The organism is Paracidovorax sp., from assembly GCF_057642795.1.
Window position 1 is genome coordinate 86,733 of sequence record NZ_JBXYZY010000001.1, and the last position, 12,448, is coordinate 99,180.

The 12,448-nt window shown below is 69.8% G+C and carries 10 protein-coding genes; 4 read left to right on the forward strand and 6 right to left on the reverse strand.

The window, feature by feature from the left end; genetic code table 11:
• Window positions 1-8: 8 nt before the first annotated feature.
• The gene (locus tag AC3A84_RS00400; RefSeq protein ID WP_487967792.1) at window positions 9-1,721 is read right to left on the reverse strand and encodes an amino acid ABC transporter ATP-binding/permease protein; all 1,713 of its coding nucleotides are present in this window, start codon (window positions 1,719-1,721) and stop codon (window positions 9-11) included.
• Window positions 1,718-3,394 (reverse strand): thiol reductant ABC exporter subunit CydD, encoded by a 1,677-nt coding sequence (gene cydD / locus AC3A84_RS00405; RefSeq protein WP_487967793.1) that lies wholly within the window; start codon window positions 3,392-3,394, stop codon window positions 1,718-1,720. Before cydD ends, AC3A84_RS00400 begins: the two co-directional genes overlap by 4 nt.
• A gap of 225 nt (window positions 3,395-3,619) precedes the next feature.
• On the opposite strand from cydD, the gene AC3A84_RS00410 reads away from it, so the two are divergent.
• The 3 genes from AC3A84_RS00410 to AC3A84_RS00420 all read left to right on the forward strand — a co-directional run bounded on the left by AC3A84_RS00410 (window position 3,620) and on the right by AC3A84_RS00420 (window position 7,124).
• A complete protein-coding gene (locus AC3A84_RS00410; RefSeq protein WP_487967794.1) occupies window positions 3,620-4,180 on the forward strand; it encodes a GbsR/MarR family transcriptional regulator in 561 nt (186 codons plus the stop codon).
• 359 nt (window positions 4,181-4,539) lie between these two features.
• Window positions 4,540-5,508, forward strand: coding sequence for a glycosyltransferase family 2 protein (locus tag AC3A84_RS00415; protein WP_487967795.1), 969 nt, complete (start codon window positions 4,540-4,542; stop codon window positions 5,506-5,508).
• On the forward strand, window positions 5,508-7,124 hold the full coding sequence (locus tag AC3A84_RS00420; protein ID WP_487967796.1) for an ArnT family glycosyltransferase: 1,617 nt from the start codon (window positions 5,508-5,510) through the stop codon (window positions 7,122-7,124). Before AC3A84_RS00415 ends, AC3A84_RS00420 begins: the two co-directional genes overlap by 1 nt.
• Window positions 7,125-7,233: 109 nt before the next feature.
• Here the strand turns inward: AC3A84_RS00420 and AC3A84_RS00425 are convergent, their stop codons facing one another.
• The 4 genes from AC3A84_RS00425 to AC3A84_RS00440 all read right to left on the reverse strand — a co-directional run bounded on the left by AC3A84_RS00425 (window position 7,234) and on the right by AC3A84_RS00440 (window position 11,966).
• Window positions 7,234-8,469, reverse strand: a complete 1,236-nt coding sequence (locus AC3A84_RS00425) for a M20 family metallopeptidase (protein WP_487967797.1) — start codon at window positions 8,467-8,469, stop codon at window positions 7,234-7,236.
• Window positions 8,466-10,241 carry a 2-oxo-4-hydroxy-4-carboxy-5-ureidoimidazoline decarboxylase gene (gene uraD / locus AC3A84_RS00430; RefSeq protein WP_487967798.1) on the reverse strand — a complete coding sequence of 592 codons (1,776 nt, stop codon included), beginning with the start codon at window positions 10,239-10,241 and terminating at the stop codon, window positions 8,466-8,468. The genes AC3A84_RS00425 and uraD overlap by 4 nt, the downstream gene beginning before the upstream one ends.
• Window positions 10,242-10,317: 76 nt before the next feature.
• Window positions 10,318-11,271, reverse strand: coding sequence for an allantoinase PuuE (gene puuE / locus AC3A84_RS00435; protein WP_487967799.1), 954 nt, complete (start codon window positions 11,269-11,271; stop codon window positions 10,318-10,320).
• Window positions 11,272-11,288: 17 nt separating this feature from the next.
• Complete coding sequence (locus AC3A84_RS00440) at window positions 11,289-11,966, reverse strand: GntR family transcriptional regulator (protein ID WP_487967800.1); 678 nt, start codon at window positions 11,964-11,966, stop codon at window positions 11,289-11,291.
• Window positions 11,967-12,054: 88 nt separating this feature from the next.
• Between AC3A84_RS00440 and uraH the strand changes: the two genes are divergently transcribed.
• Window positions 12,055-12,405 carry a hydroxyisourate hydrolase gene (gene uraH / locus AC3A84_RS00445; protein ID WP_343591588.1) on the forward strand — a complete coding sequence of 117 codons (351 nt, stop codon included), beginning with the start codon at window positions 12,055-12,057 and terminating at the stop codon, window positions 12,403-12,405.
• The last annotated feature ends 43 nt before the right edge of the window (window positions 12,406-12,448 follow it).

The following is a 12,448-nucleotide window of genomic DNA, read 5'->3' on the forward strand; positions in this document are numbered from 1 at the left end:
GTGTGTGTTCAGTACTGGCGCAGCGTGGCCAGCACGGCATCGAATGGCGGCGTGCCGCGCAGGTGCTCGGCCGCGATGCGGCCCTGCGCCAGCACGATGAGGCGGTCGGCCAGCAGCGCCTCGCGGCGCAGGTGGGTGGCGATCAGCACCGTGCGGCTGCCGGCATGGCGGGCGAGCCGCTCCAGCACGTCGGCCGCGGTGGGGCCGTCCAGGCCCTCGGTGGGTTCGTCCAGAAGCCAGAAGCCGGCGGGGTGCAGCAGCAGCCGCGCCAGCGCCAGCCGGCGCGCCTGCCCGCCCGAGAGACCCAGGCCGCCTTCGCCCAGGGGCGTGTCCAGTCCGCGCGCCAGGCGCTGCACGTCGGCCGCCAGGCCACTGGCCTGCAGGGCGGACCAGAGCTGCTCGTCGCTCGCGGCCGGGTCGGCCAGGCGCAGGTTGTCGCGCAGGCTGTCCTGGAAGAGTTCGGTGCGCTGTGTGAGCCAGGTGCCGGCCTCGGCCTGCACGCTGCCGGCGCCCGGGCGCAGCTCGCCCGCGGCCAGGGCCAGCAGGGTGGACTTGCCCGCGCCGCTCGCGCCGACCACCGCCACCCGTTCGCCCCGCGCGATGGTCAGGGCGATGCCGCGCAGGATGCCGTCATCGTTGGCATACCCGGCGCATACGGCGTCCATGCGCAGTGCCGCATCGTTGGCGGCGGGCGGGGGCAGTGTGGCCGGTTCCGCCGCGGGTGCGGCCAGGCGCGGCGCCAGCCGCCGGGCGGCCAGAGCGCTGCGGCCGGCTTCCAGCGCGCCCCGGCGCAGCGCGGCGAAGGGCTCCAGCGCCGAGAGCGCCAGGAGCAAGGCCAGGGCGGCCAGCGGCGCGGTCACGGAGCCGGTCTGCGCCAGTGCGCCCATGGCCAGCAGCACGGCGGCGACGGTGGCGTGTCCGGCTACTGCGTAGGTCCAGCCGGTGCGGGTTTCCAGGCGGTGCAGCGCGTCTTCGGCCTGGGCCAGGCGCGCATCGGTGCGCGCGAGCCGCTGGCATTGCGCGGCCAGCCGGCCTGCCATGGCCAGCTCGGTCTGGCCGGCCACCAGGTCGATGGCCTGCTCGCGCAGCCGCTCCAGCCCGCGCGCACGGCGCAGTGCGGCGCGGCGGGCGCGGCGGGCCGCGAAGAGCGCCACGCCGCCGCCGCACAGCAGCAGCCAGGCGAAGGTGGCCAGGCCCAGCCGCCAGTCCAGCGCACCCAGCACGCAGCCGGCCAGCAGTGCGGCCCCCAAGGCAGCGCCCGCGGGTACGGCCACGCGCAGATAGAGTGATTCGAGCGCGTCGATGTCGTGCGTCAGACGGAACAGCAGGCGCGCAGGCCGCTGCTGCAGATCGCGCAGGCCCTGGGGCTGCGCCCAGCCGCGAAAGAGCCGCTCGCGCAGCGCGGCCAGCACGGCGAAGCTGGCATCGTGCGTCACCACGCGCTCCGCGTAGCGCCCGGCCGTGCGGCCCAGCGCCAGCACGCGGATGCTGGCGCTGGGCATGAACACGTTGAAGGTCAAGGCCGCCGCGGCCGAGAGGCCCGCGAGCGCCGTGCCCGTGATGAACCAGCCCGAAATGCCCAACAGAGCCATGCCGGCCAGCACCGTGATCGCGGCCAGCAGCGTGCCCAGCAGCAGGCGAGGGCCGCTGGTGGCAATGAAGAGGCGCAGCACGGCGCCCAGGCCGGGGCGCTGCGCAGCGCGGTGCGGATGCGTGTTCATGCGGCTCTCCGTGGGGCGGCATCACCCAGTTGCCCGATGTGCACCACGCGCCCGATGCGCGCGGCCAGCGCCAGGTCGTGCGTGGCGACGATCAGGGTGCGGCCTTGGGCCATGCGCAGCAGCGCATCGACCACGGCCTGCGCGGTGGCGCTATCCAGGTGGGCCGTGGGCTCGTCCAGCAGCCACAGGTCGGCGGGGCCGGCGGCGGCGGCGCGCGCCAGGGCCAGCCGCACGGCTTCGCCGCCCGAGAGGCCCGTGCCGCCTTCGCCCAGCGCGCTGCCCGGAACGACACGGCTGGCATCGCCCAGGCCAGCGTGGCGCAGCGCCGCGCTGGCGCGGTGGCGCGGCACGCCGGGGCGGTCCAGGCTGACGTTGTCCAGCGCGGTGCCCGAGAAGATGTGCGGCTTCTGGCCGATCCAGGCCATGCGGCGGCGCAGGGCGGCGGCGCTGGCTTCTTCGAGCCGCGTGCCGTCGATCACCACCTCGCCGCTGGAGACGGGCAGCAGGCCGGCGATGAGCGAGAGCAGCGTGGTCTTGCCCGCACCGCTCGCACCCACCAGCGCGACATGCTCGCCTGCGCCCACGAAAAGATCCACGCCCGCAAGAACCGGCGCTTCGCCCGCGTGCTGCAGGCTCACCTTGCGCAGCTCCACACGGGCAGCGCGTGGCGTATCGGGCTGGTGCTGTGGCTCTTCCAGAGCGCCCGGCATGCGCAGGGCATCGCGGGTCTGCAGTTGCGTCAGCGCCTGCAGCGCGGCCTGGCCGGCGGCCTTGTCGTGCCAGGCGGCGGCCAGATCGCGCAGCGGCTCGAAGAAGGCGGGCGCCAGCAGGAGCACGAAGAGACCCTGGCCCAGCGAAAGGCGTTGGCCCCAGCTGCCCGCGCTGAACTGGCCCAGCAGATGGAAGCCCACGTAGACGGCCACCAGCGCCACAGCCAGCGCCGAGAACAGCTCCAGCGATGCGGAGGAGAGAAAGGCGATGCGCAGCACGCGCATGGTGCGCTGGCGCAGGGTTTCGGCCGAGGCGCGCAGCCGGCGCGCCGTGGCATCGACGGCGCCCAGTGCGCGCAAGGTCGCCAGCCCGCGCAATCGGTCGAGCAGGAAACCGTTCATGCCGCCGAGCGCCTGCAGCTGCGATTCACTGGCGGCGCGGGCCTGCCAGCCGACCAGTGCCATTGCCAGCGGGATCAACGGAGCGGCGGCGACGAGGATCAGCGCGGCCAGCCACGACTGGCTGGCCACGGCCAGTGCCAGCACCGGCGGCACTGCCATGGTTCGCCAGCGGGCGGGCTGGTAGCGCAGCAGCCAGGGCAGCAAGGCCTCGGCCTGCTCGGCCATGGCGCTGGCGGCCTGGCCCGATGCCGCGCGGGCCCCATCCAGCGGGGAACGGCGTGCCAGCGCCGCGCAGGCTTGCGCCCGCACCGTGCTCACGTATCGCCGCGCCGCGGCGAAGATGCGCCGGCCGGCCCAGGCTTCGCCCGTGGCGCGCAACACGCCTAGCAGCGCATAGGCCAGCGCCGGCCCCGCTACGGCGGCCCAGCCCTTGCCATCGGCCAGCCGCTGCACGGCCACCGCCAGCGACGCGGCCTGGCCCACCCAGAGTAGGGCGGCCAGGGCCAGCACCGCATTGGCCAGGCGCGATTGCGGCACGGCCTGTGCCGCTGCAGATGGCACGGGGGGCGCAGCGCAAGCGGAGGCTTGCTCTCATTCATCGCCGTGTTCCGTGCCATGATGCTTCTTAAGTTTCAGTAATTTCGGAAAGTTTAAATCTTGATGGATGAGGTGCATCACTTTGTTGTGCGCATTCCACTAAGAATGCATCCGGTTTTTGATGTGAGTCAAAGGTGTGCGGGATAATTTGTTTGTCAAATTTTTAGAAAATTGTGAAAGAATCAAGCGGTGACACCTCTCGTTCAAACTTTCGTCAGCCATTTCGGGGAGATGGGCAGCCGCTGGGGCATCAACCGCACAGTGGGGCAGATCTATGCGCTGCTTTTCGTCACGGAGCGGCAGTTGCATGCCGACGACATCGGCGAGAAGCTGGGCATCTCGCGCTCCAACGTGAGCATCGGGCTCAAGGAACTGCAGGCCTGGGGGCTCGTGCGGCAAAGCCGCGTGCCGGGCGACCGGCGCGAATACTTCTCTTCGCTGGGTGATGTGTGGGAGATCTTCCGCGTGGTGGCTGCCGAGCGGCGCCGGCGCGAGGTGGCGCCCACGCTGTCGGTCCTGCGCGAATCGCTGCTGGCCGACGCCACCTCGCCCGAAGACGCCTTCGCCCAGGAACGCATGCGCCAGATGCACGGGCTGGTGGACCTGGCCAACACCTGGTTCGACGACCTGCAGCGGCTTTCGCCCGAATCCCTCGCCCAGCTGATGCGGATGGGCTCGAAGGTGCAGAAGCTGCTGGCGGCGCGCGACGTGCTGTTCGGCACGGGCGGGCGGGGCGACGATCCGGCCTGATGCCCTGCGCTCGCGCCCGTGCTCGCGACTGATGATTGCAGCGCGGCAGGGGCTTCACGGCGAGAGGCTCCGCACGCATCTCCCAGGTCTCATTGACGACCCTCGGCGAGATCGTCAACACGTTCTAAGGTTGCGTTAAGGCAGTCGTACCAATATCGGGCCGCACCGTGTCCTATTGGGTTCCCGTCGATTGCCATGCCGCTGGATCATGCTCTCTTCCTCGCTTTCAACGGCCGGGCTTCGGTGCCCCTGCGGCCGGGTGCGGTCGCGCCTTGCGCGTCGGATCAGCCGCAGCAGTGGATAGCGATGCGCCTCCCTCCGGGGGCTGGCCTGGCCGCTGCCGCCAGGAAGGCGCTCTGATGGCCGTGCAAGCCAAGCCTCGGCAACTCGCATGCCTCTCCTGCGTCGTGCCCTGCCACAACGAGGCAGCCAATCTGGAAAAGCTGCTGCCGCAGCTCCAGGAGGCGCTGGCGGCCTGCGTCGAAAGCTGGGAGATCGTCCTGGTGGACGACGGCAGCTCCGATGCGACCAGCATGGTGCTCGCTCACTGGGCGCAGCAACCGGGCTTTCGTGCGCTGCTGCTGTCGCGGAACTTCGGCAAGGAAGCGGCCCTCATGGCCGGCCTGGAGGCGGCGCAGGGCGATGCCGTGGTGACGATGGACGGCGACCTGCAGCATCCCCCGTCCCTCATTCCCGTCTTCATTCAGCACTGGAGCGAAGGCTCCGACATGGTCTATGCGCAGCGCCAGGATCGGCACGATGAAGGTGCCTTCAAGCGCTGGGGCGCGCGCTGCTTCTACGCCATCGTCAACATGGGCGGGCGCTTCGCAGTGCCCGCCGGGGCGGGGGATTTTCGGCTCATGGATCGCAGCGTGGTCGATGCCCTGCTGTCCCTGCCCGAGCGCAATCGCTTCATGAAGGGCCTCTACGCGTGGGTCGGCTTCGATGCGACCGCCGTTCCGTACATGCCCAGCGCCCGGCTGCACGGCCGCACCAGTTTCAGCCCCTTGGCGCTGATCCGGCTTTCGCTCGACGGGTTGACCGGCTTCACCGCCTGGCCCCTGCGGGCCGTGAGCGCCATGGGCCTGGTGCTGGCGGTGCTGGCGCTGCTCTACGGGGCCTATCTGACGATCGCCTACCTGCTCTATGGCCACGCCATCAGCGGCTGGACGACCATCGTGGTCGGCCTGATGGGCTTTTCCGGGGTGCAGTTGCTGTCGCTGGGCATCGTGGGCGAATACGTGGGGCGGATTGCGGAAGAGGTCAAGGCACGGCCCCTCTACGTGGTCAAGCGTGAACTGGGCCAGGGTCTGAAGAGGGCGGATTGATGACGGTGAACAAGAAGAACCCAGCGCCGCTGGGAATGATGGCGGTCGCCCTGCTGGTGCTGGCCTGGTGGGCCGCCACGGCGTGCCTGCGTCCGCTGATGCTGCCCGATGAGGGCCGCTACGTGGGCATCGCGTGGGAAATGCTGCGCTCGGGCGACTGGCTGACGCCCACCATCAACGGCTTGCCGTACTTCCACAAGCCGCCGCTCTTTTACTGGATCACGGCCAGCTCGCTCTGGTTGTTCGGCAACCACGAAGGCGCGGCACGCGTGGCGCCTCTGCTCGGCGCGCTGGCCGGTTCCTGGGCTTCCTACGCCTTCCTGCGCCGCTGGTGGAGCGAGCGGGCGGGGCGGATGGGCCTGCTGGTGCTCATGGCACAGCCCTTCTGGATCATGGGCGCGCAATTTGCCAACCTGGATACGCTGGTGGCCGGCTGCATCGTCGCCACCATCTGCCTGCTCGCGCACGCCGTGATGCTGGCCGAGCATGCGCTGCCGTATCGCCGGGTGCTGCTGGCTGCCTGGGGCATGGCCGCGCTGGGCGTGCTGGCCAAGGGCCTGATCGGCTTCGTGCTGCCCGCGCTGGTGGTGTTCCTGTGGCTCGCCGTGCAGCGGCGCTGGCGCCGCCTGGGCAGCCTCTTCTGGTGGGCCGGGCCGCTGCTGTTTTTGTGCCTGGCGGCGCCGTGGTTCGTCGCCATGCAGCAGCGCTTTCCTGATTTTCTGTACTACTTCTTCGTGGTGCAGCATTTCAAGCGCTTCGCGGAAACCGGGTTCAACAACGTGATGCCCCTGTGGTTCTACCCGGCCGTGCTGGCGCTCTTCTTCCTGCCGTGGCTGCCGTGGATGGCCCGCGCCTGCAGGCCCCTCGGCAGCGGCGCGTCGCCTGAGCACCGTTCGGTTCGTCTGCTGCTGTGGATCTGGGCGGCCGTCATCGTGGGCTTTTTCTCGCTGCCCCAATCCAAGCTGCTGGGCTATGTCATGCCTGCGGTGGTGCCGCTGGCCGCCCTGGCGGCGCAGGGCTATCTGTCGCGGGAGCGCGTCTCCCGCCTCCAGTCGGGCCTGTGGTTCCTGGCGGCGGGCACGGGCACGGCGCTCGCGCTGGGGGCGCTTACGTGGCTGACCGTGCATCCGCAGAAATCCATGCGCGCCTTCGCGCAGACGCTGAGCGAAAGCCGCGAGGCGGCAGAGCCCGTCGTGATGCTCGACACCTACTATTTCGACCTGCCGTTCTATGCAGGGCTGCGCACCCCGGTGGCGGTGATCGAGAACTGGGACGATCCGGCGATCCAGCGGCGAGATGACCAGCGCAAGGAAATCGCGGATGCCGGCCAGTTCGATCGGGCCGCCGCGTCCGTGCGCCTGCTGCTGCCGGCGTCCTTGCCACGGCTGCTGTGCCGTTCCGGCGTCGTGTGGGTGCTGGGGCCTTCCAGGGAGATGGAGCGCTATCCGTATCTGGCGGAGGCCGCCAGCGCCTACCGCGGCAACGCGATGACGTTGTGGCGCCTCGAAACCGGGCGCCCGGCCGTTGCCGCGCAGCTGGGGTGCAGCCAGATGCCGTACGACGATGCGCTGCGCCAGTCTCCTGCGCCGCTCTCCGAGGCCCGGGTGCCGGGGTGAGCGGTGTCCATGGACCGCCCCTGGACCGCCCCAGGGCGGCCCGCCTGACGCAAGAAAAAAGCCGGTCCGGGCAGCGCTGCCCGGGCCGGCTTTTTCGTGTGCGGTGTGGTTAGGCCAGCAGGTCGCTCAGCGCCCGCGCGATGACCTTGGTGGCGCGGCGCAGGTCTTCGAGGTCCAGGCGCTCGTCGGCGCGCTTGGCGTGCGATTCCAGCACCGTGCGCGGGCCGGCGCCGTAGATCACGCCGGGGATGCCGGCTTCGCCGTAGAGGCGCACATCGGTATAGAGCGGCGTGCCCATGGCGGGCACGGGCTGGCCGAAGAGGGCTTCGCCGTGGCGCTGGATGGCGCTCACCAGCGGCGCGTTGCCCGCCAGCGGCTTCATGGAGTTGGCCAGCAGCAGGCGCTTGATCTCCACGGTGATGCCCGGCTGGCCGGCGGCGGCCTCGGCGATCACGCGGCGGATGTCGGCTTCCACGGTGGCCGGGTTCTCTTCGGGGATCATGCGGCGGTCGAGCTTGAACACCACCTTGCCGGGCACGACGTTGGTGTTGGTGCCGCCTTCGATGCGGCCCACGTTCAGGTAGGGGTGCTTGATGCCCGCGACCTTGGACGTGATCTGCTTGTAGGCCGTGTTCTGCGCGTAGAGCGCCTTCAGGATCTGCACGGCGCCCTGCAGCGCGTCCACGCCGGTGTCGGGCACGGCGGCGTGGGCCATCTTGCCGTTCACGGTGACTTCCATCTGCAGGCAGCCGTTGTGGGCGGTGACGACTTCGTAGCTGAAGCCGGCGGCGATCATCAGGTCGGGCCGGGTGAGGCCCTTCTTCAGCAGCCAGCCGGGGCCGAGTTCGCCGCCGAATTCCTCGTCGTAGGTGAAGTGCAGCTCCACCGCGCCTTTGGACGGCCTGGCCACCGCTTCCAGCGCGCGCACGGCGAAGGTGAAGGAGGCGAAGTCGCCCTTGCTCACGGCCGTGGCGCGGCCATACATCTTGCCGTCCACGATCTCGGCGCCATAGGGGTCGTGTGTCCAGCCTTCGCCGGGCGGCACCACGTCGCCGTGGGCGTTGAGGGCGATCATGCGGCCGCCATCGCCGGCCTGGCCGTAGGGGCGGCGCACGATCAGGTTGGTGATCGACTGCATGCCGTAGTCGCGCACCTCGGCCTCGGGCACGGCGTGCTTTTCGGCCTCGAAGCCGAAGCCCTGGAGCAGCTCGGCCGTGCGCTCGGCGTGCGGCGCGTTGTTGCCCGGCGGCGTATCGGTGGGCACCTGCACCAGGGCTTGCAGGAAGCGCACTTCCTCGTCGAAATGCTGGTCGATCCAGGCGTCGAGTTGCTGGTAGTTGCTCATGGGGTTTCCGTGGCGAGTTGGTTCAATACGTGAGTGAAGGCATCGACGGCCAGCTGCATGTCGTCGGCCGTGGTGCTTTCCAGCGGGTTGTGGCTGATGCCGCTGTTCAGGCCACGCGTGAACAGCATGGCCTGGGGCATGATTTCGTGCAGTTTCATGGCGTCGTGGCCGGCGCCGCTGGGCATGCGGAAGACGGGCAAACCCAGCGCCTCCACCGCGCGTTCCCAGCGCTGCTGCCAGGCCGGCGCGCTGGGCGCTGCGGCGGCCTTCATGGCCTGCTCGCAGGTGTAGGACAGGCCCCGGCGCCGGGCGATGGCGGCGAGTTCTGCCAGCACGTCGCGCTCCAGCGCGTCGCGCTGCGGGTCGGTGGGGGCGCGCAGGTCCAGGCTGAAGAGGCAGCGGCCGGGCACCACGTTGATGGAGCCGCTGGGCACCTGCAGCTGGCCGATGGTGCCGACCGAGTCGCCATCCTGCGCGGCGCGCTTTTCCACGTAGAGGGCCAGCTCGGCCACGCCCACGGCGGCGTCGCGGCGGCGGTCCATGGGCGTGGTGCCGGCGTGGCTGGCCATGCCGGCCATCTCGCACACATAGCGCACGCCGCCGTTGATGGAGGTGACCACGCCCAGGGGGATGTCCAGCTCGTTGAGCACCGGGCCCTGTTCGATGTGGACCTCGATGAAGCCCAGGTAGCGGGCCGCGTCGCGGCGCAGCTTGGGGATGTCGTCGATGCACAGGCCCGCGTGCTGCATGGCCTCGCGCATGGTGATGCCGTCCGCGTCCTGCTGGTCGAGCCAGGCGTTGTTGAAGTGGCCGATGAGCGCGCCCGAGCCCAGGAAGGTGGCCTTGTAGCGCTGGCCTTCTTCCTCGGCGAAGCCCACCACCTCGATGCCGAAGGGCAGGCGGCGGCCGGCGCGGTGCAGCTCGCGCACGCAGGCCATGGGCACGAAGATGCCGAGGCGCCCGTCGTACTTGCCGCCGTTGCGCACGGTGTCGTAGTGGCTGCCGGTCATGAGGATCTTCGCGTCGGGCGTGGCGCCGTGGTAGCGGCCCACCACGTTGCCCACCGCGTCCACCTCGACCTCGTCGAAGCCGCAATCGCGCATCCAGTGGCTGATGCGCTGGGCACACGCGCGGTGCGCGTCGGTGAGGTAGGTGACGGTGAGCTGGCCCAGCTCGGCAAAGCCCGGGTCGCTGTGCGCGGCGAGCTTCTCCTGCCAGTCCCACACGTCATTGCCCAGCGCGGGTTCGTGGCCGAACTTGTCGTTCAGGCGGATCTCGGCGATGCGGTGGATGTTGCGCAGCGCCTCGGCCATCTCGAAGTCCACCGGGTTGTCCAGGCGGCGGGCGAAGGTGTCGATGATTTCCTGCTTGGGCAGACCCGTGCCGCGTGGCCCGCGCACGGCCAGGATGAACGGGAAGCCGAAGCGGGCGTTGTAGTCGGCGTTGAGCTGCTGGATGCGCGCGAACTCTTCGGGTGTGCACTGCGTGAGGCCGGCCTTGCTCTGCTCGTGGGTCGATTCGGCCGTGAGCGCGTTGGCCACCATGGCCTTGCCGGCCAGCTCGGGGTGGGCTCGGATGAGCGCGAGCTTGGCCTCGTGCGGCGCCTGCGCCAGCACGCGCACCATGGCGTACTTCAATTGCGCGAGCGAGCGAAAGGGCCGCTCGGCCAGCGCGCCTTGGGCGATCCAGGGTGAATGCTCGTAGAGCCCGTCCAGCAGCGCCAGGGCCTGGTCGGCCGGCGCGGCGTTGAGTTGTTCCAGCGTCAGTGGCATGGGTGGTTTGCTCCTGAAAAGTGAGCGTATGGCGCAGGTGGAATGCGCGCTAGAGGCCGATTCGGTCGTGTTTCGATCAGAGGGAAGGTGCCGGGTGCTGCGCGGCCCAGTGCTGCGCCAGGTCGAGCCGGCGGCAGACCCATACCTTGTCGTGCCGCTGGATGTGGTCCAGGAAGCGCTGCAGCGCGGTGATGCGGCCGGGCCGGCCCAGCAGGCGGCAGTGCATGCCGATGCTCATCATCTTGGGCCGGTCGTCGCCAGCCGGGTCGCCTTCGGCGTAGAGCGCGTCGAACGTGTCTTTCATGTACTGGAAGAACGGGTCGGCATGGGAATAGCCCTGCGGCAAGGCGAAGCGCATGTCGTTGCAGTCCAGCGTGTAGGGCACGATGAGCTGGGGCACCGTGCTGCCGTCGGTCTTCTGCACCTTCATCCAGAAGGGCAGGTCGTCGCCGTAGTAGTCGCTGTCGTAGGCGAAGCCGCCGTAGTCGGCCACCAGGCGGCGCGTGCGCGGGCTGTCGCGGCCCGTGTACCAGCCCAGCGGGCGGTTGCCGGTCAGCGTGCGGAGGATGTGCATGGCCTCGGCCATGTGGGCGCGCTCCACGTCTTCGGGCACGTTCTGGTAGTGGATCCACTTCAGGCCGTGGCAGGCGATGTCATGGCCCAGCTCGCCGAAGGCGGCCGCTACATCAGGGTGGCGCTGCAGCGCGGTGGCCACGCCGAACACGGTGAGCGGCAGGCCGCGGCGCTCGAATTCGCGCAGCAGGCGCCACACGCCGGCGCGCGAGCCGTATTCGTAGATGCCTTCCATGCTGATGTGGCGCTCGGGGTAGGCGGCGGGGTTGAACATTTCCGAGAGGAACTGCTCGCTGCCCGCGTCGCCGTGCAGCACGCTGTTCTCGCCGCCTTCCTCGTAGTTCAGCACGAACTGCACGGCGATGCGCGCACCGCCGGGCCAGCGGGCGTGCGGTGGGTTGCGGCCGTAGCCGATCAGGTCGCGCGGGTAGGGCAGGGTGGAGTCGTAGAGCGTCATGGCGGTGGGGTGTCAGGTCAGAGGGGCAGCGGCGACAGCGCCGCCGAAAGCTCGTTGAGCGGGCGCTGCTGGCCGAAGGCGAGGCTTTGCTCCACATGCAGCAAATGGGCCTGCATCAGCTGCACGGCCCGCGCCTCGTCGCCGTGGTCCAGCGCATCGACGATGGCGCCGTGTTCTTCATGCGAATGCGCGGCGGCGCTGGCGGACTGGTACATCAGGGTGATGAGGGCGCAGCGCGAGATCAGATCGCCCAGCAGCTGCGCCAGCACCTCGTTGTCCATCAGTTCGGCCATGCGGACGTGGAAGTCGCCCAGCAGCTCGGTGCGGCTGCTGGCGTCGGTGCCTTCCACGGCGGCCTGCTCGCGCCGCACGTGCTCGCGCAGCGCGGCGATCTTGTCCGGCGTGCGGGCCCGCACGAAGGCGCGGGTCATCTCCACTTCCAGCATGCGGCGCACGGCGAAGACCTGCCGTGCCTCGTCTTCCGACGGGGTGGAAACGAAGGCGCCACGCGCGGGCTCCAGCGTCACCAGCCGGTTCTGCGCCAGCTGAAAGAGCGCTTGCCGCACCAGGGTGCGCGAGACGCCGAAATGATCTGCCAGCTTCTGCTCGGCCAGCTTGGTGCCGGGCTGCAGGCGCTGCGTGGCGATGGCGCGCGTGAGCGACTGGACGATCGCGCTGGTGGACGAGGGTTCCATGGGCGAAGAGGGTAATTGCTCAAAAGTGTATACACTTTTGGTCCACACGGCGCTGCATCCCGTGGGCCGTTATTACAGGAGATTCCCTATGGGCCTGAGCACCCACGTTCTCGACACCATGCACGGCTGCCCCGCCGCGGGCATGGCAGTGGCGCTGTATGCCACCGACGGCGGCGCGGCCACCCTGGTCAAGCAGCTGGTGCTCAACCACGACGGCCGTACGGACGCGCCGCTCTTCGACAACGCCAGCCTGCGCCCTGGCACCTATCGCCTGAGCTTCGATGTGGCGGCGTATTTCCGCGCCCGGGGCGTGGAGCTGCCCGAGCCCCACTTCCTGAACGTGGTGCATCTGGACTTCGGCGTGGCCCATGCGGACCAGCACTACCACGTGCCGCTGCTGGTGAGCCCCTGGAGCTATTCCACCTATCGAGGCTCCTGACACGCGCGAGCGTGGGCGAAACACCCTGCAGCCCTTTTCTATT